The sequence below is a fragment of the Streptomyces sp. NPDC102441 genome (assembly GCF_044765585.1).
Taxonomy (GTDB): Bacteria; Actinomycetota; Actinomycetes; order Streptomycetales; family Streptomycetaceae; genus Streptomyces.
Genome location: NZ_JBIWKH010000010.1, coordinates 239,925 through 265,158, shown reverse-complemented (window position 1 = coordinate 265,158; position 25,234 = coordinate 239,925). Strand labels below are relative to the sequence as shown.

The window sequence follows — 25,234 nt, the reverse complement described above, 5'->3', positions numbered from 1 at the left end:
CGTCATCCGCCGGCCGGACAGCGCAGGACGTGCCGGCCAGCACCGGCGCCCGCCATCATCCCCAACAGGAGCCCCCTTCCATGACACCGACCACCTCCGCGAACGGCGCCGAGACCGCTGCCCTCATCTGTGAGATCGCCGTCGCCCTGGAGGCCGACGGCATCCTCACCCCCGGCAGCTTCGACGTCGTCGTGTCGCACCGCCGAACCCGGCACGCCTTGACGACGCGGCTGGACGGCCGGCACATTGTCCGCATCCTGCCGACGTCGACCGCCGTCGAGATCGTCCGGTTCGTCCGGCAGAACTCATCCCTCCTGGAGAGCAACGCCCGGCGGCTGGCCGAGCGAGCGCCACGGCATCCCGCCAAGCACCTGGCCGACGGCTGCAAGCTGACCTGGCTGGGCAGCGCCGTGCGACTGCACCTGGTCGACACTCCCGTGCAGGTTCATCTGCGGCTGCGGGCCGACGGGACCGGTCTGCTCGTCGCCTATCGCGGCGACGTCGCACGCCTCGGCGCGCAGCCGGTCATCGACTGGTACTGCCGGGCCGGCCTCGCCTGGCTGCAGGCCACGGCGCCGGCGCGCTGGTCCCGCCTTCGCACCCGTCGCCAGCTGCCGGCGCTCGCCGTGCGTGACGTCGGCAGCCGCTACGGGGGCGGCTACGAGGAGCACGCCCATCAACTGACCCTGCACTGGGCGGTCTTCCAGCTTCCCCCCGCCCTTTTGGAGTACACCCTGGTGCACGAGCTGGTACACGCAACGCGTCCAGGGGGCCGCTCCCACGGCCCGGGCTTCCGGGCCCGTCTGCTGCGCGCACTGCCTGACGCTCCGACTCGCCACCGCCAGTTCAAGGCGGCATTCCGGGTCCTGTGGATCGGCGACACAAGGTAATTGCTTAATTGGATAACAGAATGTAGAGTCGTGAAGCGAGGTTCAGGGCCGTGCTCGACATCCGCACAACCCCCGCCCTCGACCGAAGACTGCACACCACCGCGCCTCAACTCGCGCGCCCTCAACATTGAGACACAACATGCATCCCCAGCCCTCCGGCCGCCGGGACGAGTGGTTCCCTTCGTCGGTCACCCTTGAGGACCTCGGTCCGTACCCGGCTGACGTCCTCGGCTACCGGCACGACGGAATGATCCTTCCCCGCTTCACCGCAGACACAGCCCTCCGGATCGTCGACGACGCCCAGGCCGCCGCGCCGGACGCGCCCAGGATCCGGGTCACCGACGGAACCGTCGAAGTTCTCAGCCGCGGCCTCCCGCAGACGGTCCTCGAACGCTGCGCCCCCGACCCGGCCGGCCGGTACGCCTTCGGCCACGCCTCCTTGCCCTGGTGCGAGCACACCACCACGGACCCCGCAGGCTTCACCCGCGCCCTCGACGAGGCACAGGCCGGCGGGTACCCACCCGAAGCCCTCGACACATGGACGGTCGCCTTCGCCGACCACGGCCACCGCATGACCCTTCTCGCCGTCTTCCGCACTCCGCACGAGAACGCCGCCGCCTACGACGCGCTCTACAACGCCCTCTACGCCAGCGGCCTGTCCTCCTACGAGACCACGGCCGCACGCGCCGACGACGCCGAGATCGCCGCACGACGGCACTTCCACGGCGAGCGCGCGCACGTCGCGCCGGGCACCGTCGTCTGGCCGACAGTCGCCCCCGCCACGCGGATCCCCGCAGGCCCTCGCTGACACTGCGGTGCCCTCCGCCCGGGCCGCCACCCGCTTGAAACCCGAACCGCACGAAAGACAGCTCACCCATGGCACAGTCCGACCTGGCCGCCCGCCTCACGGCCGTTCTCAACCCCGTCCGCCAAACTGCTCCCGCCCCCTCGGACACCGACAGCGCCGACTGCGGCGATCTTGGATGCGCCCGGCACGCCGGGGTCAGCGACTTTCCGCACTTCCCCATCGCACGGCGCAGCGGTGCCGACCTGGGGGAATCGGTCGCCAACGCCTGGTACAGCAGCTGCGGCAGCAGCCGCATCGACATCCCGGTGGGCATCGTTGCGGCCCTCGCCCTGTGGCCCGCCAAGACCGAGGGCGCGGTCCACGCGCGTTCCCTCTCCAGCTACATCGCCGCCCAGCCCCCGCGCGTCCTGGTCAAGGGATACGCCGACGTGTACGCCGCGACCTGGATGCTGAGGCCCGATCTCATGGACGTTGCCGCGCCGATCTTCCGCTGGACGGAGGAAGACCTCGACCCGCAGGAACTACGCGGCGTCGCCGCTGTCACCCGTGCAGCACTGCGGGCGGGCGTACTGCACTACACCGGCGACAGGGACCCGCGCTTCCGCACCGACATCGACCTCATGTCGTGGACCATCACCAATGTGCGCCACCACAGTTCCCGTAAGGGCCTGGGCGAGTACCACACACCTCCGGAGATCACCGATCTGATGGCCAGGATGCTCTGGGGCGCCACGGACAACCCGCACGTCGCCAAGAACGGCGGGCACTCGTTCAACGAGCCGACAGCCGGGACCGGCGGCATGTTCCGCTCCATGGCGCAAGACATGCGCGATCGCGGACTCAACCCGCACGAGCACAAGTGGGTCATGCAGGAGCTCAACCCGATCGCAGCCGCAGGCGCAGCCGTCAACACGGTCGTCTGGGACCTGGGACCGAAAGCGGTCGTGGTCGTCGGCGACACACTGGCCGAGGGCGATCTGAGCCGGGAGGCCTACGCTCACCAGCGCGAGCTGTTCGCCCACCGCGACACGATCCGGAACGCCGCCGCCTTCGCCCTGGCCACGCGGCGCGCCTCCCGGATGCTCAATGCCTTGACTTCGGACCTCGCAGCATGAACAGCGACGCGAAGGACACCCGCTCCTCCGAGCGAACGCGTCCGAAGGATCCGACCTGGCTTCCCTCGGCGCGAGCCCGAAGGGCGTTTCTGCCCGACCCGCAGGATCAGGCACAGCGTCTGATCAGTTCCGTCACGGCGCTGTGGCCGTCCGGCTCGTCGCTGGAGGTTCCTCTGGGAACCACGGCGACGCTCGCGCTGCTCCCGCTCGCCGACCCCGCGAGCCCCGAGCTCGCGCATGACGTTGCCGCCCTGGAACCATCCGACCTGATGGTTGTGCTCCGGCACACATGGGCGCATCTGTGGCTGAGCCAGCCGTATCTGGTCGAACGGGCACAGCTGCTGTGGCGGTGGCTCGCCGATCCGCCGCCGCAGACCGCGGAAGCCGTGACCGAGCTGACACATCACCTGTTCCGGGGCGGCATCCTCGAGTTCGGAACCGACCCCGGGCGCTACCTGTCGACCGACCTGCTGGGCCGGCTGATGCAGCAGCTGAACAGCCGCGGGGAAAAGAGCCGCCGCGGCGCCTTCCACACGCCCGACGTCGTCACGGATCATATGGTCGAGTACCTCGCCGGCGATCTTGAGCCGGGAACGGTGATCGGTGAACCAGCTGCCGGTTCGGGCGCCATCTGGCGGGCGCAGGCCCGCCTGCTGCACGTTACGAGCCGGGATCCCGCCGTGTACCGGTGGATCGCCGCGGAGGTCGACCCGCTCGCGGCGGCCGTTCTGGGTGCGAACAGTCTGTTGTTCAGGCTGGGGCCGGATGTGCTGATCGCCTGTGCGGATGCGCTGGCCGGCGACAGCGGGCTGGCGCAGGCACAGCGCGAGCGCGACAGCGCGATGGCCCGCCGCGACGCGGTCCGGAACACCCCACCTGACTAGAATTGCTTAATTGATTTTATTCGCGTAGTATTAGGTATGCGTTCGGGGTTGTCGCCCCCACCCGTCACCCGACCATGCACTGCCGAGCACGTTCGTGAGCCCAGGAAGGCACTCCGATGACCGCCCAGCCCCACGCCGAAGCCCGCTCCATCATCGACCGGATCAAAAACCTCGGGGACGACAGCGCCCTCTACGCGATCCTCGACGCCGCCCACGAGCGGCTCACCCGGCGGCACCTCACACGGCTCGCCCGTCTGCTTGCACCCGTCATCGACGAGGTCCTGAAGAGGGAAGACGCACACGCCAGGCAACTCGTCATCCGAGCAGCCACGTTCACGCCGACCCGCCCCCAACCGCGCCCCGTCCGATACAGCGTCGACTCGCTGTATCTGCCCATCGCGACCCGGGGCGGCCGGGAGTGGCAGGAAAAGCTCACGGTGCCCACGCCCCTCACGCAGCAGGCGGACGGCATCCTCCAGCTCCTCACCAACAGCGCCCTCGGCGGCCTCCTGCCCGGCGAGGAGCTCTATCTCCAGCTCCCCTGAGTCTGTATCCCCCGCCCAGAGCCCACCCCGGCCAGTCCACCCAGACGCCCAGACGCCCAGACGCAGCGGCACACGCATGCGAACCAGCCGAAAGCAGAGCCCTCATGCAGGACTGCACGAACCGCGACCCTGCCGACGAGGCGACGCCTCGGCCCGCGATGGTCAGCAGAGCCAAGTACGACATGGTCTTCCGCGCCTGGAAGCGCGCCCAGGACAGCCGCAACCGGCTGGCAGCGGAGTTCGAGAAGCAGAACGCGGAAATCTACGAGCTCAAGCAGCAACTGGCCCGACAGCACAGCCAGGCCGGGACGGAAACAGAAGGCCATCCGCACTGACTTCGGCAAACCCCGGACGGCTGCCGCCTCTGCCTCGCCGCCGCCCCGCCTTCCCCCGGCTCTCACAGTCCACCCCCACGAACGGGCTCGTCGGCAGCACCGACCAGGCCCGTCACCCGCACCCACGTAGGACCACATGAGTTCCCGTCACACTCTCGTCTGCCTTCCGCCCCTTGATGACCCACAGCAATGGGCGGAAGCGATCGACGACGCTGTTCAGCCGTACCCCGACGACATCTACACCTGGAGCGCGTTCGAGCGGTACGACTCCCACCTCGTCACCCGCCCGGATGCGCAGCCCGTACCCGGCCCCCTTGTCCAGAGCCCCCGCGCACACCAGCTCTCACCTCTCCGGTGCAGCGGCAGCCGCAGGGACCTCCTGGACTTCGACACGATGCGCGCCGAGCGCGCCGGGCAGGCCTCCCGCCTCTACAGCGCGTGGGAGGCGGCCACCGCCACCATGCCCCCCGCCAACCCCCTCAGCTCCTTCCGGCATCGCCATCCCCAGGACTCCTACCGGGCGCGGCAGAACTTCCTCGCCCAACCTCAGCTCCAGGTCCTTTCCGACCTCGGCGTACCCGCCGCGCAGGACCGCCGCGGCATGGCGGCCGCTCTGGTCACGCTGGACCACGACGCGTTCGTCGAACGCGCCCGGCAGCGCGCCGTCCCGGGGGATCTGCTGCTGACGGACGACGGCGCCCTCCACATCAATCCGGCCTTCATCCGCCCCGACGCCGACGAAGACGCCGAGAGCGCCAGCGCACGCTACCTGGCCCTGGCAAACGGCTACCTCGACACGCTTCCCGCCGACTACCTGGTGTTCAGCCTCAACGTCCGGCTCGCCGGGTGAACACCGCCCGCCCGGCCCGTGCCGGGCGGGCCCGCCTTCATCCCGAACCGTCCACGCCCCGCAAGGACCACCCATGCGTGCCCGACCGACCCCTCCGTCTCCGGCCGCTCTCGCCGCCCTCGCCCCCAGGGGCGGGCTCTGCACGCGCTACGAGCGCGACGGCAGCCAGTGCCTCCGCCCGACCGAACGAAACGCCCGCTGGTGCGGCACGTGCGCAGGATTCCAGCGCCCACACCCCGCGAAGCCGGCCGCTGGACAGCAGGAACCGCGCACGCAGCGGCCGCTCACGCCGATCGTTCCCCTCACCGAGCCGCTGCCGCTGTCCTCGGACGAAGCCCACGACCCGCAACTGCACATCACCCGCTCTGCCATCGAGCAGTACCGCGCAAAGCACGGAAGTGACGCCCCGACAGCTGAGGCCGACATCCGCGCACTGCTGGAGAACCTCATCACCGCCGGCGTGCACCAGCGATTCGAGAACGGCACCTGGCGGCTGCTGGCCCCAGAGGCGTACGTCCTTCTGCTCTCCGCCGACGCCGCCTGCGTCATCAGCTACAGCACCCCGCACCGCGAGAGGACATACGCCCAGGTAAGAGCCGCGGTACCCAGCCGGAGCCGGAACCGCGGCCGTAGCCGGGAAAAGGGCTGGGTCCGCGCCCTGCAGGAAGACCTGCCCGTCCGCTTCACCAACCTGGTGCTGCGCCGCTTCGCCCGGGACGTTCTCGGGATCGAGTTCACACGCTCGACGGGCCAGAGCGTCATCGAGGCCGCGTACGCCCGAAGCCGGCAGGCACAGCCCGCGCACCCGTCACACGCCGCGGTACGGCGGCGGATGACGGACGCAGGTGGACTGAAGTGGCACCTCGTGTACGAACCCGGTGAGCGCCCGGCGGTCGTTCACCTCTCCTGGGCCCCCGGTTGTGGCCCCGAGCCCGCCCCGGAGCAGGAGGCGGCATGACGATCGAGAGGCGTCCCCTGGAGACCTGCCTGCCACGCTTCGCCCGGCACGGCTCCTACCCGCCGAAATGGGGTTGGCTGCCCAAGGTCCACGCCGCTGTCCGGCAGGAAGCTCAGGTCTTCTCGCGTCCCGACGCGACGGTGCTGCTGGCCGTGGGGTCCTCGATGGTGCCCGCGATGCGGTTCTGGGCGCTGGCGTTCGGCCTCATAGAGCCCGAGGACGAGGGCCGTGGGGCCGGATACGTGTCCACCGAGCGCGGCCGGTGGCTGCTCGACGACGACGGCGCCGACACCTGGCTCGAAGAGCCGGGGACGCTCTGGCTTCTGCACTGGTGGCTGCTGAGCGCGCGCCCCTGTCATGTCCCCACGTTCTGGCACCTGTTCGCGAACTGGGGGCTGAGCCGCTTCAGCCGGTCCGAGCTGCGGTCCGCCGTGCTGCGGGCGGCACAGCAAACCGGCTGGAAGGCTCCCAGCGACAACACCCTGGACCGCGACCTGACGGCACTGCTTGCCATGTACGCCCCGCCCAGCCCACCCGCGCCGGCGTCGCGGGCGAGCGTGGAGGAACTCCTGGCCAGCCCCTTCCGGCAACTGAACATCCTCGCGTTCGACGACACCCCGGCCGTCTCCGAATTCCGCGCGGCGGCAGTGCGGGGCCGGCGGATCGACCTGCAGCGCATCCGCCCCGACGGTGCACCGGCGGCCATCGTGGCCTACGCCTGCCTCGACTACGCCCAGGCGCAAGGGCATCAGGGCCCCGGGGCCATGTCCCTGGCAGCTCTCGCCTCGGACCCCGGAGGCCCGGGGCGCCTCCTGTTCGCCAGCGAGACCCTGCTGCGCCGGGCCATCGAGCGGACCGTCAGCAAGCACGGGAGCAGCCTGGCAATCATGGAGTCCGCGGACGGGCAGGCGCTGCTGTCGTTCGGTGAGGACCCGCGCGCACTCGCTGCGGACATCCTCACCGCCCACTACCGGTGATTGCTTAATTACTATTAAACATGTAGTGTTAGGATTACTGGTGCGGCCGATTTCTCGCCGCCCGCCCCTCGCTGTTCGCCGGACCACGAACCCCCGGAGCCCCCATGGAAACCGCCGACGCCATCACGGAGATGGACGCCGCCCGAAAGGTACTGACGGAGAAGGCTGACGGCGCTCTCGAAGCGTTCTGCGCCGTCCTCGCAGGCCTGTACCCCGACGCGAAGTACTTCCGCGTCGACACGAGGGGAGTCTTCGACGCAAACGGCCGCCCGGCGGAAGGCCCGTACCGACGGGGCGAGTCACGCTATCCCTCTCGCCTGATCTTCGACTGGCCACTGGACCGGCTGCCCAAGCGCGTGACCCGGCCGCACCTCGGAGAGCATGCGGACTCCCGGAAGCGGACCCTCAACGGGCTGCTGAGGCAGATAGAGCGTGCCGGTGTGGAGATCCCCTACGGCAGCGTCGGTCGATACTACGTCCGGCGGCTCGCCATCCGCTGACAGCCCTTCCCCGTTCCACAGAGCCCAGTTGGAGTCACCCCATGCGAGCCCCTTCGCTCTCCAATACCGCCATCGCCCATCTGCGCAAGGCATCCACTCGCCCAGACGGTCACCTGCCGACGAACGTCAGCAGGAAGCTGCTGAGACTGTTTCTCGAGAAGAAGTATGCGTACCGCGACGACGGCGACGGCTTCGTCCGCGAGGGCGAGGATGCCCTCAAGGACCTGACCGCCTCCGGGACGCCGTCCCAGCCGAGCATCATCACCCTCGCAGGCCGGCGAGCCGCCCTCACGGAGGGTCAGAACGCGGCCCTTAGCCGCGGAGTTGAATCCGATGGCCGACTGGCGCGGACCGTGCCCTGGCCCACCGCCCACGCGCTGGCCCGCCTGCTGCTCGTCGAGTTCCGCGACGAACGGGGCAAGCCATGCCCCGGCCACGGACTCCCGTACCGGACCGAACTCGGCAAGGATGTCACCGAGACTGCAATTGCTTAATCGCTATTGTCCTCAGCCGCCTCAACGACGAGTGCCCCTGGGATGCTGGGACGCACGAGCCCAACCCGGCGGAGTCCTCACACAGGCGTAGGGCGGCCCCGGCTCAAGCCGCCTTCGCCGCGAGGTCTCGAACCCGCCCGCCGGAGTCGTGCAGGCGGCGCCCGACCCTCACCGCACGATCTCTTACTCCGCTGGCCTCCCCCGGCGCACAACCACATTGATTGGCTCACCGTGCTCGACCCGCAGTCTCCCGAACCCACCCTCGACCCGCGGCTCGGGACGCTCGCCCCCGGCGCCCACGCCATGCCGGTTCCGCTCACCCGCCCCTACCGCCCCCACCCGGAAGCGATGAGCACACCGTCCGATCCGGAGGCGGAGCGGCTGTTGCGCCTCTTCTACGACCACTTGGTGGGACTCGGTCACGAAGTGGGCCGCTGGGAGGTGGTGACGCCTCACACTCGGCGTCCGCTCGCTGTTGACCTCCTCGACCTGACCGCCCGTCGGCTCATCGTCGGACGCGGCAACGCCCACCGCCCGGCAGTCCAGGAAGCCATCGGTGAACTCCTGGACATCAGCGACCTGTTCAACGACACGTTCGACAGATTCCTCCTTCTCCCCTGTGCGCCCGACTCCGACCTCAGCCCTTTGCTGCAGCGCCTTCGCATCACCACCATCTGGCCCGAGCTCGCAGGCTTCCGCGACGGCACCGGAGCCCTTGGGTGAATCCAACGACCGAGCGGACCCAGCCCGTGCCGCGCCCCAGGCTCATGTCCGAACTCCACACGCTCCTGGCAAGCGGCGTCCTCACGGACCGGGCCGGGGCCCCACTGGGAACTCCGTGCCGCTGCAACGGCCTGGTCGACGGCTACACCTGCCCTCTGTCCCTCAGATGCCCCAGCTGCGCCGAGCCCGCGGGCCGGCCGTGCCGCAGGCCCAGCGGCCACCAGGCCGCCGAGACGCATGTCCCCCGCCTGCGGGCCGCCGGCTCGCTGGACCAGGCCCGCGAGCGCGACGGCGATCCCACGCTGCCCGCGCCGTGGCCCGACCACGACCCCACCGACCAGATCCTCCCGAAAGACCGCACGTGACCACCACCGCACCAGAAACCGCGCCGCCCTTCGATTTCTTCCTGGGCGCTCACCACCCGGGATGGCTGGAGACCGCCGATGTTCCGCTGTGCGTCTCCCACGCCCGTCTCTCGGGCCGACGGTCCCTGCCCCGTGCCCGGCACGGCTGGTTCCTCGACAGCGGCGGATTCAGCGAACTTTCGCTCCACGGCGGATGGCGCCAGTCCGCCCGCGACTACGCCGCCGCGGTGCGCCGGTACCACGACGAGGTGGGTCAACTCCGCGCAGCAGCCCAGCAGGACTGGATGTGCGAATGGGAGGTCCTCCGCAAGACGGGCAAGACACTCAAGGAACATCTCGCGCTGACCGTGGCGAACTTCGTCGAGCTGAGGTCGATCGCCCCCGACCTGCCGATCATCCCCGTAATCCAGGGGTGGACCTATCCCAGCTACTTCCAGTGCATCGACATGTTCGAGAAGGCGGGCGTGGACCTCACGCAAGAACCGCTGGTCGGTGTGGGCAGTATCTGCCGGCGTCCGAGCCTGCACCTTCCGACGATGCTGCTGGCGGACCTCGCGCAGGCCGGCATCCGGATTCACGCCTTCGGCTTCAAGAAGGCGGGCCTGAGAATCGCGCACAAGAGCGTGGTCTCGGCCGACAGCCTGGCCTGGTCCTACGGAGGCCGCCACGAGCCGGGGTGCAGCGACACCCACCAGCACGAGAACAACTGCATGCGGCACGCACTGTGGTGGCGGCGGGACCTGCTCGACCACATCGCCGACGACCAGCGGCGGCAGCGATGACGGGCCCCATCATGCCGACCGCGGCCGACCGGAGCGCCATGCAGACGGGCGACTCCCGCGGCTTCACCCAACGCTGGCGGTACGGCACGCCCACATGGCGACATGTCTCCGAGGGCGGGTTCCGTGCCGAGCGGTATGAGGTGACCGAGATCGATGAGGCGGACGCGAAGGCGTTCGTCCAACGCCATCACTACCTGTCCGGATGGCCTGTCGTTTTGCACCGTCTTGGCCTCCTGGACCGGGAAGCCGAGCTCCACGACGACGACATCGCCGTCGACGGCTCACCGCTGGTCGGCGTCCTGGTGCTCGCCGTCCCGATGAACATGCGCGTGCTCACCAACTCCCTCCCGCACCTGGAGCCGCTGCGCGAGAGCGCCGAGATCGCGCGCCTGGTCCTGACGGAGGCCGTCCCCAGCAACGGGGAGAGCTTCTTCACCGCCGCCGCGTTGCGTCGCGTTGCCGCCGGCGGGCTGAAGGGCGCCGTAATGTTCAGTGATCCGGTTCCTCGCTGGCGCCTGACCGAAAACGGAAAAATCATCCAAACACGGGGCCATTTGGGCATCGTGTATCAGTCGTTGTCCGCCGTGTACACGGGCAGAGGCACCGCGCGCACGCTCACCGTCCTGCCCGACGGGACCACGTTGACAGCGCGCGCCCGCTCGAAGCTGCTGCGCCAGGAATCCGGGGCACTCGGTGTCGCCCGCCGTCTCGAACGGTTGGGCGCACCGCCCCGGCCTGCCGGTCAGCCGCTCGGCGTGTGGCTGGACCAGAGTCTCGCGCAGATCGGTGCCGAGCGTCTGCCACACCCCGGAAATCATCGTTACATCCTCCGGGTGGGCCGCACGCGGGCCGAACGGACGCGGACCGTCATCGGGCTCAAGCCGCAGCCTTACCCCAAGAACGTCCCTGCCTGACCGGGCACCCGCCACCTCGCACATGGTCATCCTGACCAGCCCAGGAGCATCCTTATGAACGTCAGTCCGCTGAACGCCGAGCAGCGTGGCCGGATCGCCGACCTGATCGGCGCCGCGAAGCCCGCACAGGACAGGCTGGTTGAAGTACTCGCCGTTTCTGTCCGTGACTGCGCTCAGCACGATCACGCCTCACAGCCGGAGGACTGGTACTGCCAGAACCTTCGCTCCTTCTGCGGAGAGCGCATGGGGCCCGTACTGCGCCGGCTGCTGGAGGCGGAGGCCGAGGTGGAGCGTCTGACCGCCGAGGTCGGCGAGCTACGCCGAGGCGCCACCCACGCGGTGGGGGCCGCCGTTCGCAGCGTGCATCAGCGGGGACACGACATCGCGTTGCCGTGGGAGATCATGGAGTTCCTCACCGGCGGCGCCGAGGCCGCCGCGGCCGCTTCCCCACGCGCATTGCCTCGTGACAACTTCGAGGCCGTCATCTCCTCCCCCGGCGGCCCCCCTCCCGTCGTAGCCGAAGAGCTCCGCTGCAAGCGGTGCGGCGGCATCACGACGCAGGCCGGGTTCGACGGGCAGGGGTGGACGCTGGACCGCCTCGACCGCATGGCCGACCGGCACGAATGCCTTCCCCGGGTGAGCGCCGACGACACGGCGCGCCCGCAGGTCCTGGCCCCGGACGAGTCCCAAGGGAGTTCGGCAGAGGGGCCGTGGGGCCGGTGAGGACCTTCACCGCAGGCCGGAGCAGGGACCAGGCAGCCCGGCCGGACGCACATCCGTACACCTCTCCCCCGCCGAAGGAAATGGAGTAACCCCATGGGGCTCTCTCTACGAGCCGGACGCTCGACCGGCCCACTTCCCAGCGACCCGTGGCCGCAGTGGTCGTACGGCGGACGCGTGCAGGCTGTCCGGACCGCTCCTGCCTGCCGCCCGCCGGGCTAGCGCTTGTAGGCCCACGCGTGTCCGGTCTGGCGGTACTCCTCCACAGGCAGTGGCGCTACACCGGGGCGCATGCGGCTCGTGTACAGGAGTCCCTCAAGGTGGTCGATCTCGTGCTGGATCAGCCGGGCGAGGCCCCGTTCGTAGACGGCGGTGACGGTGCTGCCGTCCAGCACCGTGGCCTCCACCGTCACGGTCAGCGGGCGCGGCACCAGGCCGCGCACGTCGAAGAAACTCAGACAGCCCTCGTACTGCTCGTCCGACTCCGGTCCGCGGGCGATGATCCGGGGGTTCAGCAGCACGATGGCCGGGGCGTCCGGGGTGGGTGGCTGGACGACGGCAGCGGCGCGGCCGATGCCGATTTGAGGGGCTGCGATGCCCATGCCCTTGGCAAAGGGATGAACCTGGGAGATCTGCTCCATCGCGGCGAAGAGCCGGTTGATGGCGTCCTCGGACGCCTCGCGTTCGGCAGGCAGCTCGAAGGCACAGGCCGGCTCATTGAGGATCGGGGCTCCGCACTGGACCACCCCCAGGTCCCGCATCCGCTCACTTGGCTGCACCTCAGTCACCCGAACTCCCCGTTGTCGCTGCCCAGTTCATGGGCGCTCGGACGCGCCATTCGAGACGATATCGGGTGTACAGGGTCGGGGTGGAGGCCGACCAGAGAAAGCGGCGCGTTCCGTCCGCCTCGCCCCGCACTCCGCAGCAGGGGCGACCCTCTGCGGTCCTGGAGGTCTCGGTGCCGCTCGGTGCCCCACACCACCGGGGCCAGGGAACCGCAGGTACGACTCCGCGCTCTCCCCGTCGCCGGGTCAGCGGAGGAGGCGCTTCGCGAGATCCGCCGGACGCTCCCCCTTGCTGCGCGCCGAGGGCTGAGCGTCCCGGTCCGGCCTTCCGCGCGCCGTGGCGGAGAACCCCACGGGGCCGGCCCATCCGGCGAGTATTGCTTAATTGGCTTTCTTGTCGTAGAGTTGTGTCAACGGCAGGCGAGAAGCGGCCGTTCGCACGGGCCGTACCCGGTACCCCCCCATCGGGTACGGCCCGTCCAACCACACAGCGCTGTAGCTCAGTTGGTAGAGCGCGGATCTTATAAGTCCTGGGTCGCTGGGTTCGAGTCCCGCCAGCGCTACGTACGACCCACCCACCTCCCATGCGATCCGTGAATCGTCGGACCGCCCGTTCACGCCCCGGAGGCGCACCACTCATGCAAATCCCCTACGTCGTGCGGGATGCCGCCACCGGCGGTCTCCTGCACGGCGTCTTCTCGTCCAGTGAAGCGGTTAAGTTCGAAGGGGTTCTGAAGGACCCTGACGGCCTGGAGCTGACTCCGTACCTCTACTGGGCCCCCCAGGAGCAGAGGTGGTTTCTGGCGCACAACAACTGCACGCCCGCACAGCTCGTATACGAGGCCATGGACCCCGAGGCCGCGCGCGCCTGGCTGGCCGAACACGAGCACCCCGACGCCGTACGGAAGCACTTCGGATAGTGCTCCCGAAGCAGGCCCGCGCGGCCTCCGCCACCGAGCAGTCGCGCGCCGCCAAGTACCGCCGGATCCGGCACCCCGACAACCGCGCCCCCGAGACTCGCACGAGTCCCCTCGGCAGCCATCACATCTGCTGGTGCGGCCAGCCGTTCAGGCACTCATGGCCCGGCGCCGAAGAAGGCTTGGCCCACCCGCGCCCCTCATGATCACCTTCTGGAGAACGCCGTGCTGCGCTTCCGCTTCCGACCCCGTCACGATGGTGAGGACTTCGACGACTATGAGCAGGCCTACATGGGCGCCTGGAGGAGCTTCTGCTCCCGGCGCGGAATCACCCCCTTCCCGAAGTTCGCCACCGGCGACGCGTACCTGGACACCCGGAACGCGTCGCGCGAGTACGCCGAGCGCCCCTGAGCAGGATCATTCCGCTGCCGCTCCCCGCACGGATGGGGCGGTTGCGCCCTGGGCGGTACCGGCTCCTGGCCGTGAAGTACTGGCGAATGAACCCGGCCCGGCTGTGGGGGCTCGGGCACGTATGGGACGAGATGCGAGCCGACTGGCGAGGCCCGGCCGCCTGATGCCTCCGCGTGAAACCCGCCGATTCGAGGAGATGAGAGCGGCGTGACGATGAGCCGCGCCGACCGGCGCACGAACGGGAGCGTGGAGTTTCTCCACGTGACGGCGGAGGCCGTTGCCCTCCGTGATCTGCGCTGGTTCTGCGACCACTGGTCGCGCGAGTCGAGCTACAGCAGGTGGCGTCGCCTGCCGCCGACGAGCCTGCTCGTCCTGGGGAACGGGAAGATCCACCCGGGACTCTTCACTGTCAGCGGCGGTGAGCGGGGCCACTTCGGCTACCGGGACGGGCGGCGCTTCGTCCGGTGCCACGGTGTAATCATCCCGGTGCCGGCCCACGCCGACGACACCCCGACCCGGTACGCCTTCGAATACTGGGAGCACGAACCCATGGAGGACGAACCGCCCGTGGCCGACGTGGAGAGCATGCGTTTCCCGCTCCCGGGAGAACCTGCACCGCTGCCGCGCACTTGACCCTATGGATATTGCGTAATTGGCTTTATTTGCGTAAGGTTGGGGTGTCGCCCAGGGTACGAGCCCGCCCCCGTCCGGAAGGCCCCCAGATGACCGTCTCCACACCAGCGAGCACCACGGACTTCGACCTCCCCCGCCCCGGGACGCACCTGGTGGCCTTCCGGATCACCAATGTCGGTTCGGCGCGGCACACCGAGGAGCTGGACCTGACCGTCGGCAAGACGGAAGAGACGGGCACCTTCCCCATGAACGCCCCGCACGGCCCGCTTGCCGTCACCGCTGTCGCCGCACTGTTCGGGGCCAACGCGTCAGGGACCTCGACCGTCCTCGGCGCGCTGGCGAACATGCGTGAGGCCGTACTGACCTCCTACACCCGCCAGACGGCCCCCGTCTCACCGGCTCACCGGCCCTTCGCCCTGAGTCCGGACAACGCCGCGGAGCCCAGCACGTACGAGATCGAGCTCGTCCGCGACGGCGAACAGTGGACGTACGGCTTCGCCGTCAGCGCCCGGGGCGTCGAGCGGGAGTGGCTGCACAGCGTCACAGCTGCCGACGGACTGCGGACCTGGATCGACCGGGATGCCGCGCGGACCGACCGCAGCGGCTGCGCCTACCGGTGGCACGGCCTCACGCCGGACACTGGGCGGCTGGAACACCTCGGCAGCGACCGCACCCTGACTCTATCCCTGGGCGGGCTGCTCCAGGTCGGCCCCTTCCGGACGGTCTATGACTTCTTCCGCACCGAGCTGCTGCTCATCGCCCCCCGCGATGCACAGCAGCAGGGGCGGGCCCGGGCCCGGCTCGCGGAGTCGGCCGAACTGCGCGGCCGGATCGGCCCGTTGCTCACCGCTGCCGACCTCGGCGTCAACGCCGTGGAGATAGACCCGGCCGACGGCGAGATGAAGCTCGCCCACACCGCCGCCGGAGGCCGATCGGTACTGCTGGACTGGGCGATGGAGTCCTCCGGCACCCGCGCCCTGGTGCTCGTCCTTGAACGCGTCCTGTGGGCACTGGAGCACGGCAGCGTCATCCTCATCGACGGCCTCGGAAGCCCGCTCCACCCCCTGCTCACCGCCGAGATCACTACGCTCTTTGTCGCCTCGTGGTCCAACCTCCGGCACGCGCAGCTGCTGTGCACATCCCACGCGGTCGCCCTTCTCGGCGGTGCACGGCACGGTCAGAGCCTGGAGCCCCACCAGGTGTGGCTCGCCGAGCGGGGCCGGGACGGCTCGACCGAGGTCTACCCCCTCACCGACGCGAAGCCGGGCAGCAACGAGGACCTCGCCGACAGTTACCTCGCCGGGGCCTTCGGCGGCGTCCCCGGCATCAGCGAGGGCCGAGTCGGGCGCGCACTCCTCGCCGCCGGGTCCGCCACCCGGGGCTGAGACGCTGCGGCCGGGTCCCACCACGCCGCAGGCCGCTGAAAGTTCGAGCGCCGGCGAGTGCGCCGTGGCAGACTTTCGACAGCCGGACGGTGCGCCACGCACCCCCATCAAGGAGAGACCGTGAACCGCCCTTCCCCTCGCGGCGAGCACACCGGGGCGGGACACCTGCCTGCCGCGACAGTCAAGAGCGAGCCACCGTGCGAGCTGAGCGCTCGGGCCTTCCCCCTTGAGTCCGGAGTAGAGCGCGAGCACCGGAAACGTCCCTGCACGACGTGCCCCCTGGCTGACCGGCACCGGCCTGACCGAATTCAGCGACGAGGACATGGACGTGCTCCGGCGGCCAACGGGCGCCCCGGAGCCGAGGCGCCCGTGGACGCACCCATCGTCACCTGCCACCGCGACCGGCCCGGCACAGAGCACGCCATGCGGTGGTGCGCCGGATTCCTCGCCGAGGACGGCGAGGAGCACCTCGGTATCCGTCTCGCGCTCGCCTTCCAGGCGTTGCCACCGCAAGCCGTTCATCAGCCCGCCGGCTGGCCGGAGCTGTATCCGGACCTCGACGCCCTCGTGGCGGCCCGGGCCGAACAACTCGGCCTGCCGGAGCTGCCGGAGCCCTGCGAGGAGCGCGCCGGCGAATCCCCAACCACCATGCCGACGGCCCTCAATGCGGTCGGCTCATCTGTTCCCGGAGGTACACACCATGACAACCAGTGAGCCCGGAGAGCTCCGCATCAAGGAGCTCGAAGCGACTCTGGCTGAAGTCCTGACCCACATCCGGCCGCAGGGACACCGGAGCTGGGAGCTCAACACCTGCCTCGTGACCAACGAGCAGGTCACCCGGTGGGCGAAGGTCGCTGGACTCACCCCGCGGTGGGAAGCGGCCGACCAAGCGCCCTCGGCAGCAAGCGGGCGGACCCCAGGCTAGGACTTAACAGCCCGCTGGATTCTCACACTGGTCGGGGCAAGGGTGATCGAACCCCGCGAGCGGCTGGGGTCTGCAACAGAACCCCGCAGTGTATTGCTTAATTGTATTTACTTCTGTAGGCTGTATGTTATCAGCCCGTCCCGAGCCGGAGCGCGACAGTCGCTCTCTGCGCGCCAACTGCCCACCGATAGCGGAGAATCCCTTTGACCACGTCGATCGACACTGCCGTCCACTTCCACCCCTCGGGCACCTCTGGCAGCCTCTGCAACAGGCACAACCGGCAGATCCTCGCCGTCAATACGTGCCAGGTGGCCCGGTTCCAGGGCTACGACAACACTCTCAGCGACGAGGAGATCCTCGCGTGCATCAGGGTGGTGAAGGGCGGCCAGTACCGCTACAGGCCGCAGCCCGCCACCTACGAGGCGGTTCGGTCCGGGCTCAAGGCTCCTCTCACAACAGCCGACCGGGCAGATGACATCAAGGCGCGCGTGTTCGCTTCGGTCGATCAGGGCCATCCCGTCCTGGTCTCGGATGACGACGGCAATGAGTTCTACCTCGTCGCCATCCCGGCCACTCCCTGATACAGGCCAACCCCCGGAGCGGCTGCGGGAGAGGCGGCGCAGACGCGCGGCCGACCCCCGCAGCCGTTCACGGAACCGGATCACTCACACATCAGGAGTCACCATCTCCAGTCAGTCCTCCGGCACCCCGTTCGACGCTCTCCCCACCGCCACTTAGACCGAATCCGGCCACATCTCCGGGTGCGGCGCTGATGCAGGGCGGATGGGCCTGTCGAGCGGATCCCATGCTTTGGCATGATCCCTACTGCAGCCACAACCAAGCCCTCATCAACGGAGTTTGCAATGAAGACCGCCCCTCTGGCCGGCACGTGCGCCGCGGCGCTCCTGGCCCTCGTCCTCACCGGATGCAGCCAGGACGATGCGCCGGCGTCCGCAGGCCCCGCCGGGTCCTCGCGGCCGGCCACGGCCAGCCCAGCGGAACTGCCCGGCGGGATCGCGCCCCTCGGCACCGAGCAGCAGCTCGCCGGCGGCGCGTGGAAGGCGCGCGTACGTCCGCTGCAGGCGGCGACCTCTTCGGGCGGAAGCTCCGTGCCCTCCGGCTGGTCCGCCGCTCGCGTGCGGGTGGACATGACCAACACCGGCACCGACATCGCGCTGCTGCCCGAGACCGAGGTGACCGTACGCGTTGGCGAGCTCGGGCTCGGAACAGTGCCGTTCACCGACAAGGCCCTGTCCGGCTTCCCCGAGCCGGACGCCGGCACCAAGGTCAAGCCGGGCGCCACGTTCACCGCCGACCTGGGGGTAAACGTTCCGCCGCGCAGCGCAGGCCAGCGGGCCACCGTCACACTCGAGGCGACCCAGGCCGGCCTGGCCGAGGCAGACACCGTGTTCTTCGAGGGGCCCCTGTCCGGCTCCCGGGCCGGCACCACGCCGGCGCCCGCGGCCACCGCGGCCACCGGCTCGGCGATCGAGCTCGGCCAGTGGTCGCCGGACGGTGTCAGGGTCTCCCCGCTGCTGCTGGCCGCGGACAAGGGCGGCCGGCGCGAGGGCACTGTCGAGCTGTCGGTACGTAACGCTGACGACGAGCCCCGCTCGGGCATGGGAGTGACGCTGCGGGTCCTGGTCGGCGCCGACCTCACCACTGCGGACACCGCGTCCGCCGGACTCGGCTACCGGGATGCGCCCATCGCACCGCGCCGCACGGCCACGGGCACCGTCCGCGTTTCGGTGCCCTCCCGTGCCGTTCCCGGCCCCGTGACGGTCGAGGCGGAGCAGCGGGGCGGCGAGCGCCTCACCTTCGAAGGGAACCTGAAGTGATCACCGCATCGCAGCGCACGGCCGTGGAGCCTCACCCGACCGAGCGGTCGCACGGCGAGGGTGTCCACCCGGAAGCTTCCGGTGCACCCCAGGCCGTCGGCGATCACTGGAGTGTGAACTCCGCACTGCTGGCGCGCGTCCAGGCCTCAGCCCAGATCACCGTCAATGTCGACCCGACGAAGTGGACGCAGGCGTCGGGCACGAAGCCCTCCGAGTCCGCGGTGCGCGCGGATATGGTCGGTGTGGTTCGGCGGGCGCTGGAAAGCGACGTCGTCCTGACGAAGTCGGGTGCCAGCATCGCGGTGAAGCCAGTCAGACTCCTCGACAGCGCCCCGGAAGTCACGAAGTCGGTGAACGCCGATCTGTTCCAGCGGATACGGGTGTACCCATTTCCCGGCCACGGGTTCGCTCACGACACCCTCCAGCGGCAGATCTCCGCAGGCAAGACGACCGCGTTGAGCTGCGGGCGCGGAGGACGACTCGTCCAGGCCATCGGCAGGGCCGGCACCGTCGACTTCCCCCCTGCCCCAGCCATCTACACCGACCGGCACGGCCGGCTGACCCTGCAGGCACCCCCGTTCGCCGGGCTTCCTCCGGACGGCGCCTGGTTCTACGCGCCCGCCGAGGTCGCGGCCCTGCTCCTGTTTCCGCAACTGGCCGTCATCCTCGAAGGCGCTGACACCAGCGTCATGAGCGGGCTGCGCCAGCTCATCTCCTGAGCCGTGTGGTTCATGCCGTGACGCCGCCCGCGGCGCAGCTTGGCGCCTGGCCTTGAACCAACGAGGAGGCCGAAGTCCCGATATCCCGTTTCAGCATTGGCGGTTGCGCGTTCTCACCATCGGCTGAGTGCGTAGCGCGGGCAGCGGCGGGACGTCAGGGGCGGAGGGCGTGCACGCCTTCGTCGTTCGCGAAGAACAGCAGCCCGTCGGCGGCGAGCGGCGGCGGGCCCGAGGTGCCCTCTCCCGCGCTAACTCGCCAGCGCGCCTTGCCGGTACGGGCGTCATAGCAGTACCAGTCCTCCAAGTAGCAGACGAACAGGCGCTTCCCAGGGGACACGTCCGCCGCGTAGGAGGAGTCGGGGCGCTCACTTCGCCAGCGTTCACGCCCGGTGCGCGCGGCATACGCGCGCAGCGTCGTGCGACCCTCGTCGAAGCCGGTGTCCTCGCTCCAGCTCAGATACGCACAGTCCGTGTCGGCGGAGATGGTGGGGCTTTCGTTGAGGGTGGTCGAGAAGGCAGGCGCGGTCCAGCGGCGCTTGCCCGACGTGGCGTCGAAGGCCTGCAACTGCTGTTCGTCCCCCCTGTCTCGGCCGGGCGCGCTGACATAGACGGCGTCGCCGTGCGCCACCGGCACCGAGGCGTGCGCCGCCGGTGCGGTCCAGCGGACGCCGCCGGTGCGCGGGTCGTACGCCACCAGCTTCGAGCCGATGCCGACGTTGCCGTTACGCCCGAAGAGCAGCCCCGCGGTGAAGGTGTCCAGGGTGCACCGGGCCCCCGGCTTCTCCGGCGGCGCCGACCAGCGGACGACGCCGGTGCGCGGGTCGAGCGCGGTCAGTCCCTCATCCGGCGGGTTGACGTACGCGAGGCCGTCGCGCACCTCCAGGAGCGAGGCCTCGGTGTGCCACAGCAGGTCCCCGTTCTGCGTGTCGAGTGCGTACAGGACACTGGGCGGCGGGTCAGGATCATCGTCGTAGGTGAACGGCAGAAAGCTGACCAGGGCGGCGGAGCCGCTGGTCCACACGGCCCCCGCGCTGGGCTTTCTCAGGCTGCGTCCCGGGGCCCGGCGCCAAATCTGCTCACCGTCTGCGGTGCGCAGCGCCTGCACGGCGCCGCCGTCCGTGGCGACGAACACGGCATCCGACGTCACGGCGGGTGCGCCGGGCAGGGCGCCGGCCAACGGCGCGCGCCAGCGCTTGCGCCCGGTTGCCGCGTCGATCGCGTACAACCCGTCCTTCTTCGACCTGATGTAGAGCACGCCGCCGTGATGCACCGGTGCGCCGTCGGGGACCTTGCCGATGCCGTCCTCGTCCAGCAGAGCGACGGTCCACACTGGCTTGCGAGCCCGCGGCTTGGCCTCCTGAGGTGAACCGTCGAGGGCGCCGCACGCGGAGGTAGTAAGGGCGAGCCCGCCCACCGCGCCGGTTACCAATTTCAGGGCCTGGCGGCGGCCGATGTCCCGCTGTCCCCCCGGTGTACGCATCGGGGCAGGCTAAGCGACGGCTGCGGATCATGGCTACACCCGCAGGACGGCGCCGATAACCGGCAGGTGACCACCCGGCGCAGTACACCGGTCGGTGCCTGGCGCCCGTACGGGAGCTGCACCGAGCCCCTGCGGGTGCTAGGCATCAACACGAAATCGCGTGCTCCGCACGGCCGCTGTAGAACCGGAGAGAGGAAAAATCGGTGGGCCCGGTCCGGAGTCGTGCCGATACTGGCGATGACGGAAGTGAGACTCCTATGCCGCAGGTTGAACCCAGTGTTCTGGGTGCGCTCTTGGGAGCGGCGAAGGACGCCGTTTCTTATGAGGCCATGGCCATCGTGCTCGCGGCCGCGGACATCGACACGGGCACGGCCGTCGAGCAGCAGCGCGATGCGCTGCTCGCTGCCCTGCGGATCCGCATGACCGGGACGGCACAGGACTTCACCGGGATGTTCTTCGGCGGCCCGCTCAGATCGTGGTCCGTGAGCCTTTCCGAGATCACCGACGACGAGCTGGAGGTCTGGAGCGAGTACGCCGATGCTGTGAGCGACCCGTTCCTTCAGGGCCGCCTCCATCACCTGCTGCTGGTCGCAGGACACGGCCGCAAGCCCGACCACATCCGGGGCGCGGCCGCCGGGTATCTGGACGCGGCACCGCTTCTGCTCGCCGCCCCCGAGCGTGTCCCCGGGCTGGCCCTCGCGACCGAGTGCCTGCGCTGGGCCGGAGAGCTCGCCCGGACCTTCAACCAGTCCGACCTGCAGAAGCACGCCACCGAAGGCATGGTCGCTCTGGTCGAACGTGTCCTGGCCGGCCCCGAGGACGAGCAGGGGATCGTAGACAGTCTCCTGAAAGGACTGCGCACTCAGGGTTACGACATCACGGACCTCGCGGAACGCGCCGCGCGTCGTTATGCCGACGATGTGCACGCCCATGTCGGCTTCCTCAAGCTGCTGTGGCGGGAAGTGGCGCCCGGACCCCGCCGAACTGACATCGATACCGCGATCGTCAACGCGCTCCTCGGCGCCGCCGACGCCGACGTCAACACCGGGTTCCGTCGCCTGGACCTGCTGACCCGGGCCGCGAGCGAAGCGCGGGACCGGGGGCTGTCGGAGCTTCGGCTGCGTGCCGAAATGGCACTGCAGCGCACCGACGCGGACTCGCTGGGATGGACCCGCATCGGCCGCGAACTCGTCATCCCGCGCGCCCTGTTCGAGCTGTCGTGCGCGCCCATCGACGCCGCCACAGACTTGCGAGACGCCCTCTGGCGAACCACGGAAGACGTCCATCCGGCGATGCGCGAGCACGCCGACGGCGCGCGGGCGCAGGAAGGACTGCTGCGGATTCCGCGCACGCGCATCAACACCGTTGGGCCTGTCCAGGTCGCCCCGCCCGCCGACGCCGACGACGACCACACCGTCGAACTGCAGGTCCGGGTATTGGACGCCCTCGGGATCTTCACCGCCCATCAGCTCGACCACATCCAGGAGCGCTTCGAACCCGCAGAGGCGGAGCTGATCACTGCCCTGGCCCACGACGCTGTGCTGCCCGAGCCTCGCGCCCGATCCCTCGCTCACGCTTTCCGTTACTTCTGGCTGGGGGAGTTCGACGCATCCGCGTGCATCGCCTTGCCCCAGGTCGAGCAGATCCTCAGGCAGCTCCTGCGCCCCAGAGTTCCGATCGTGTCCGTGGCCAAGGGCCACACACCCGGTACGGTCGACCAGCTGGGCAGCCTCATCCGCAGCATGCCGGCTGCCGGGTATCCCTCGGATTGGAGCCGAGCCCTGGAGCTTCTCCTCACCGACCCCGACCGCGGCATGAACCTGCGTAACAACGTCTGCCACGGCTTGATCGACACTCCGCCCAAGCACCGTGTTGCGCTCATCCTCCAGGCAGCGCTTTACCTGCTCAGCCATGCCCACGGACATCGAACCCTCGCGCCCATGGCTCAACCCGCCCCCTAGACGCGTTCAGGACTGGCTGCCTCACGTAGACAGCAGCCGCGTACTCACCAGAGGCGTCAGGTGCGCTCAGGTGGGTTTCGTCGGAACTTTGCCGCCTCCAAGCAGTGGGCCCAGTCCGCGAGCCCGGTCTCTATGCGCGCGAGCGTGGGGTACGAGGTGTGTTGAAGTATCGAAGTGGCTTGGCTCAGCTCACCGGTGGCGACGGTCTCGGCGGCCTTGTGCCAGGCGGTCTGGAACTCCAGCTCCATTGCCGCGTCGAAGTCGTCGTCGGGAAGACCTGCCGTCAGACCGTCCGGAATGTTCAGCAACGCCCGGGACAGAAGCGCGTCCATGGCACGCTCGCTCTCGCTCAGGGACATGGCGGTTCCGGTCGCCTCCGGAACCTGGTCTACGGGGACGTTGATGCCGTCAGCGATGTCCCGGTCCATGACGTCGAACACGTCGGCGATGTCGGGCACGTCTTGGGCGAGATATCGGATGCGCCCCAGGGTGCGGGCCATGGCCGACAGCAGGATTTCGGCGCGCTCACGCTCGGTAGGCACCACAGGCTCCGTCTGATCGGCGATTTGAGCAAGTGGTAGGCACATTAGGCAGGTTGACCCGCTGATGTTCAGAGAATGCGGACGTTCCGGGTGGTGAGGTGTTGCCTCAACCCGACGCGATGCCGCAGTCAGGGTGGTTTTCGCGGCGGGGGGAGACGGACCGCTCACCTCTGGAAAATGGAAGGGGGATGCATCGCAGGGCACCCGTCAGCCGCCGGCGGGGCCTGCTCCACCTTCATTGCGACACGACGTCACCACCCCGGTCCCCACCGCCCCGTGGGAAGAACATGCTCCATCCATGTCACACGCCGCCTGATTTCGACACCTCTATGGGCGTTGGAGATCCCCTGAAGGAGGCAGCCCAGTGACCACCGTGACCGGACCGAGGTCCGTGCAATCCCTCAGCGTTCCGCCACCCATCCGGCGTGTCCGGGAAGTGGCCGTCTTCCGTAACCGCTTCGGCACCCTGTTCAACGACGACGTGATCGCCCCCTCCGGTACTGCCGGACAGTACCTGCGATGGCAGTGGAATCAGGAGGGTGTCGTTGTCGTTCCGGTCGGCCCTGGCGGATACGCCCTTGTGACCTCATACCGCTACCCCGTCCATGCCGCGTCCCTGGAGTTCCCGCGGGGCGGCGTAGAGGGCGACGAGGGGCTCGCGGCGGCCGCCGCCCGCGAACTGCGTGAGGAAACAGGGCTGATCAGCCAGACCGTCCGCTCGCTGGGTGTCATCCATGCGGACACCGGCATCCTCGCCTCCCCGGTCCACGTCTTCGTCGCGGAAGTGGACGCCGCGTCGGCACAGCCCGCCCAGCCCGAGGCCATGGAGTCCCTCACCGAACCCGTGTGGGTCATGCCCGAGGATTTGCCCCGGTGGCTGTCCGAGGGCCGGATCACCTGCGGTGTGACCCTGGCCGCGCTTGCGCTGGTCCATTCTCGCCACCGCGCACCGGCCGGAGAGCGCGCCGGTGTAGGGGCAGCCCGGGCCCGTCCGAGGCAGCACTGATCAGGTGCTCCGCCCGCGCCCATCACCGGCGGAGCACCTGCCGGTCGAAGGACGCAGGTGCGTTCGTGCTGCTGGTGGCGTGGCTCGGGTCAGGAGCCAGGGGCATCGGCGTCCCGGTACGCGCCGTCGGCGCGCATCGCCGGCCGTCCTCCGGGGCGTGCAGATTTTCCGTTCCGGAATGTCACACGGATGCCCTCGCGCACACCTCTACGGGGTCGGCGTGTTCACCCCTATGCCAAGGAGTCTCGTATGGACAAGTCAGAGAGCATCACGGCAGCTCCGGCCCGGCGGCGGTTCGCGCGACTGCGACGGCTCCTGTGGCGCGGAGCCGGCGGGGGTAAGCCGGTCGCCGAGCTGAGTACGGCACGCGCTGTCGGCCGGGCCATGCTCTTCACGCTGCTGGCCGTCAGTCTCGTCGGCACGCTGCTGACGACGATCTACCTGCCCGCCCCGTGGGGCCGCCTCCTGGTGCTGCCCGCCGCCGTCGGAGCGCTCTGCACGGGCATCACCGCGTGCCTCTACGCGGCCCTTGCCTCGTTCTCCGTCATCGAGGCGGCGCACCGGCGGGCCGCCGCGACGAGTGCCGTGGTGAAGCAGAACATGGCGCGCCGTAAGCAGGCGCGGACGGCTGCGGCGCCGAAGTGACATCCGTGCTGCTCAGACCACGTTGCGACCTTGCCCATACTCGAAGAGTCAAAGCGGACGAAGCGGCATATATCGATCTTGACGGGTATGGAGTCCGGTGTCAGATTCGTGGTGATCACCGCTCAGA

General features: G+C 69.5%; 31 protein-coding genes and 1 tRNA gene. 29 read left to right on the top strand and 3 right to left on the bottom strand.

Features of this window, described 5'->3' with window-relative positions; genetic code table 11:
- Positions 1 to 80: 80 nt before the first annotated feature.
- The 16 genes from ACIREO_RS23475 (at position 81) to ACIREO_RS23400 (ending at position 11,863) form a co-directional block, all read left to right on the top strand.
- Positions 81 to 890 carry a YgjP-like metallopeptidase domain-containing protein gene (locus ACIREO_RS23475; RefSeq protein ID WP_404113405.1) on the top strand — a complete coding sequence of 270 codons (810 nt, stop codon included), beginning with the start codon at positions 81 to 83 and terminating at the stop codon, positions 888 to 890.
- 139 nt (positions 891 to 1,029) lie between these two features.
- Positions 1,030 to 1,698 (top strand): hypothetical protein, encoded by a 669-nt coding sequence (locus ACIREO_RS23470; RefSeq protein ID WP_404113403.1) that lies wholly within the window; start codon positions 1,030 to 1,032, stop codon positions 1,696 to 1,698.
- A gap of 68 nt (positions 1,699 to 1,766) precedes the next feature.
- Positions 1,767 to 2,813 carry an N-6 DNA methylase gene (locus ACIREO_RS23465; RefSeq protein ID WP_404113402.1) on the top strand — a complete coding sequence of 349 codons (1,047 nt, stop codon included), beginning with the start codon at positions 1,767 to 1,769 and terminating at the stop codon, positions 2,811 to 2,813.
- Positions 2,810 to 3,697 carry an N-6 DNA methylase gene (locus ACIREO_RS23460; protein WP_404113400.1) on the top strand — a complete coding sequence of 296 codons (888 nt, stop codon included), beginning with the start codon at positions 2,810 to 2,812 and terminating at the stop codon, positions 3,695 to 3,697. Before ACIREO_RS23465 ends, ACIREO_RS23460 begins: the two co-directional genes overlap by 4 nt.
- A 116-nt stretch (positions 3,698 to 3,813) precedes the next feature.
- A complete protein-coding gene (locus ACIREO_RS23455; RefSeq protein WP_404113398.1) occupies positions 3,814 to 4,242 on the top strand; it encodes a hypothetical protein in 429 nt (142 codons plus the stop codon).
- A gap of 104 nt (positions 4,243 to 4,346) precedes the next feature.
- Positions 4,347 to 4,577, top strand: a complete 231-nt coding sequence (locus tag ACIREO_RS23450) for a hypothetical protein (RefSeq protein WP_404113397.1) — start codon at positions 4,347 to 4,349, stop codon at positions 4,575 to 4,577.
- 136 nt (positions 4,578 to 4,713) lie between these two features.
- Positions 4,714 to 5,427, top strand: coding sequence for a hypothetical protein (locus tag ACIREO_RS23445; RefSeq protein ID WP_404113395.1), 714 nt, complete (start codon positions 4,714 to 4,716; stop codon positions 5,425 to 5,427).
- A gap of 73 nt (positions 5,428 to 5,500) precedes the next feature.
- Positions 5,501 to 6,385 (top strand): hypothetical protein, encoded by an 885-nt coding sequence (locus ACIREO_RS23440; protein ID WP_404113394.1) that lies wholly within the window; start codon positions 5,501 to 5,503, stop codon positions 6,383 to 6,385.
- Positions 6,382 to 7,362, top strand: a complete 981-nt coding sequence (locus ACIREO_RS23435; RefSeq protein WP_404113392.1) for a DUF4007 family protein — start codon at positions 6,382 to 6,384, stop codon at positions 7,360 to 7,362. The genes ACIREO_RS23440 and ACIREO_RS23435 overlap by 4 nt, the downstream gene beginning before the upstream one ends.
- Before the next feature lie 104 nt (positions 7,363 to 7,466).
- Entirely contained in the window at positions 7,467 to 7,862 is a 396-nt protein-coding gene (locus ACIREO_RS23430) for a hypothetical protein (RefSeq protein ID WP_404113390.1), read from the top strand.
- 41 nt (positions 7,863 to 7,903) lie between these two features.
- Complete coding sequence (locus tag ACIREO_RS23425) at positions 7,904 to 8,356, top strand: hypothetical protein (protein WP_404113389.1); 453 nt, start codon at positions 7,904 to 7,906, stop codon at positions 8,354 to 8,356.
- A 231-nt stretch (positions 8,357 to 8,587) separates the two neighbouring features.
- Positions 8,588 to 9,079 carry a hypothetical protein gene (locus tag ACIREO_RS23420; RefSeq protein ID WP_404113387.1) on the top strand — a complete coding sequence of 164 codons (492 nt, stop codon included), beginning with the start codon at positions 8,588 to 8,590 and terminating at the stop codon, positions 9,077 to 9,079.
- Positions 9,076 to 9,444: a hypothetical protein gene (locus ACIREO_RS23415; RefSeq protein WP_404113385.1), complete on the top strand. Its 369-nt coding sequence runs from the start codon at positions 9,076 to 9,078 to the stop codon at positions 9,442 to 9,444. Before ACIREO_RS23420 ends, ACIREO_RS23415 begins: the two co-directional genes overlap by 4 nt.
- Positions 9,441 to 10,226: a hypothetical protein gene (locus ACIREO_RS23410; RefSeq protein WP_404113383.1), complete on the top strand. Its 786-nt coding sequence runs from the start codon at positions 9,441 to 9,443 to the stop codon at positions 10,224 to 10,226. The genes ACIREO_RS23415 and ACIREO_RS23410 overlap by 4 nt, the downstream gene beginning before the upstream one ends.
- 11 nt (positions 10,227 to 10,237) lie before the next feature.
- Positions 10,238 to 11,140: a hypothetical protein gene (locus tag ACIREO_RS23405; protein WP_404113381.1), complete on the top strand. Its 903-nt coding sequence runs from the start codon at positions 10,238 to 10,240 to the stop codon at positions 11,138 to 11,140.
- Between the two features lie 54 nt (positions 11,141 to 11,194).
- On the top strand, positions 11,195 to 11,863 hold the full coding sequence (locus tag ACIREO_RS23400) for a hypothetical protein (protein ID WP_404113380.1): 669 nt from the start codon (positions 11,195 to 11,197) through the stop codon (positions 11,861 to 11,863).
- A 215-nt stretch (positions 11,864 to 12,078) separates the two neighbouring features.
- On the opposite strand, the gene ACIREO_RS23395 is transcribed toward ACIREO_RS23400, so the two are convergent.
- Positions 12,079 to 12,648, bottom strand: a complete 570-nt coding sequence (locus ACIREO_RS23395) for a peptide deformylase (protein WP_404113378.1) — start codon at positions 12,646 to 12,648, stop codon at positions 12,079 to 12,081.
- A 486-nt stretch (positions 12,649 to 13,134) separates the two neighbouring features.
- Between ACIREO_RS23395 and ACIREO_RS23390 the strand changes: the two genes are divergently transcribed.
- The 10 genes from ACIREO_RS23390 to ACIREO_RS23345 all read left to right on the top strand — a co-directional run bounded on the left by ACIREO_RS23390 (position 13,135) and on the right by ACIREO_RS23345 (position 19,473).
- Positions 13,135 to 13,208: transfer RNA gene (locus ACIREO_RS23390), tRNA-Ile, on the top strand.
- Between the two features lie 75 nt (positions 13,209 to 13,283).
- Positions 13,284 to 13,565 (top strand): hypothetical protein, encoded by a 282-nt coding sequence (locus tag ACIREO_RS23385; protein WP_404113377.1) that lies wholly within the window; start codon positions 13,284 to 13,286, stop codon positions 13,563 to 13,565.
- Positions 13,566 to 13,787: 222 nt separating this feature from the next.
- Positions 13,788 to 13,973: a hypothetical protein gene (locus tag ACIREO_RS23380; protein WP_404113375.1), complete on the top strand. Its 186-nt coding sequence runs from the start codon at positions 13,788 to 13,790 to the stop codon at positions 13,971 to 13,973.
- 207 nt (positions 13,974 to 14,180) lie between these two features.
- Positions 14,181 to 14,606: a hypothetical protein gene (locus ACIREO_RS23375; RefSeq protein ID WP_404113373.1), complete on the top strand. Its 426-nt coding sequence runs from the start codon at positions 14,181 to 14,183 to the stop codon at positions 14,604 to 14,606.
- A gap of 89 nt (positions 14,607 to 14,695) precedes the next feature.
- On the top strand, positions 14,696 to 15,991 hold the full coding sequence (locus ACIREO_RS23370; protein ID WP_404113371.1) for an ATP/GTP-binding protein: 1,296 nt from the start codon (positions 14,696 to 14,698) through the stop codon (positions 15,989 to 15,991).
- 57 nt (positions 15,992 to 16,048) lie between these two features.
- Positions 16,049 to 16,705 carry a DUF6283 family protein gene (locus tag ACIREO_RS23365; protein ID WP_404113370.1) on the top strand — a complete coding sequence of 219 codons (657 nt, stop codon included), beginning with the start codon at positions 16,049 to 16,051 and terminating at the stop codon, positions 16,703 to 16,705.
- Positions 16,692 to 16,916 carry a hypothetical protein gene (locus ACIREO_RS23360; RefSeq protein WP_404113368.1) on the top strand — a complete coding sequence of 75 codons (225 nt, stop codon included), beginning with the start codon at positions 16,692 to 16,694 and terminating at the stop codon, positions 16,914 to 16,916. Before ACIREO_RS23365 ends, ACIREO_RS23360 begins: the two co-directional genes overlap by 14 nt.
- 203 nt (positions 16,917 to 17,119) lie before the next feature.
- Positions 17,120 to 17,497: a hypothetical protein gene (locus ACIREO_RS23355; protein ID WP_404113366.1), complete on the top strand. Its 378-nt coding sequence runs from the start codon at positions 17,120 to 17,122 to the stop codon at positions 17,495 to 17,497.
- Between the two features lie 282 nt (positions 17,498 to 17,779).
- The gene (locus tag ACIREO_RS23350; RefSeq protein WP_404113364.1) at positions 17,780 to 18,754 is read left to right on the top strand and encodes a hypothetical protein; all 975 of its coding nucleotides are present in this window, start codon (positions 17,780 to 17,782) and stop codon (positions 18,752 to 18,754) included.
- On the top strand, positions 18,751 to 19,473 hold the full coding sequence (locus tag ACIREO_RS23345) for a hypothetical protein (protein ID WP_404113362.1): 723 nt from the start codon (positions 18,751 to 18,753) through the stop codon (positions 19,471 to 19,473). The genes ACIREO_RS23350 and ACIREO_RS23345 overlap by 4 nt, the downstream gene beginning before the upstream one ends.
- A gap of 154 nt (positions 19,474 to 19,627) precedes the next feature.
- Here ACIREO_RS23345 and ACIREO_RS23340 read toward each other — a convergent pair whose 3' ends face one another.
- A complete protein-coding gene (locus ACIREO_RS23340; protein WP_404113360.1) occupies positions 19,628 to 20,953 on the bottom strand; it encodes a PQQ-binding-like beta-propeller repeat protein in 1,326 nt (441 codons plus the stop codon).
- A 257-nt stretch (positions 20,954 to 21,210) separates the two neighbouring features.
- Here ACIREO_RS23340 and ACIREO_RS23335 point away from each other — a divergent pair, with 257 nt between their 5' ends.
- Positions 21,211 to 22,914, top strand: a complete 1,704-nt coding sequence (locus ACIREO_RS23335) for a DUF4209 domain-containing protein (RefSeq protein ID WP_404113358.1) — start codon at positions 21,211 to 21,213, stop codon at positions 22,912 to 22,914.
- Positions 22,915 to 22,970: 56 nt separating this feature from the next.
- Here the strand turns inward: ACIREO_RS23335 and ACIREO_RS23330 are convergent, their stop codons facing one another.
- Positions 22,971 to 23,456, bottom strand: a complete 486-nt coding sequence (locus tag ACIREO_RS23330) for a hypothetical protein (RefSeq protein ID WP_404113356.1) — start codon at positions 23,454 to 23,456, stop codon at positions 22,971 to 22,973.
- Between the two features lie 364 nt (positions 23,457 to 23,820).
- On the opposite strand from ACIREO_RS23330, the gene ACIREO_RS23325 reads away from it, so the two are divergent.
- Together ACIREO_RS23325 and ACIREO_RS23320 are read left to right on the top strand one after the other, a co-directional pair.
- On the top strand, positions 23,821 to 24,462 hold the full coding sequence (locus ACIREO_RS23325; protein ID WP_404113354.1) for an NUDIX hydrolase: 642 nt from the start codon (positions 23,821 to 23,823) through the stop codon (positions 24,460 to 24,462).
- Between the two features lie 249 nt (positions 24,463 to 24,711).
- Entirely contained in the window at positions 24,712 to 25,107 is a 396-nt protein-coding gene (locus ACIREO_RS23320) for a hypothetical protein (protein ID WP_404113352.1), read from the top strand.
- Positions 25,108 to 25,234 lie beyond the last annotated feature (127 nt).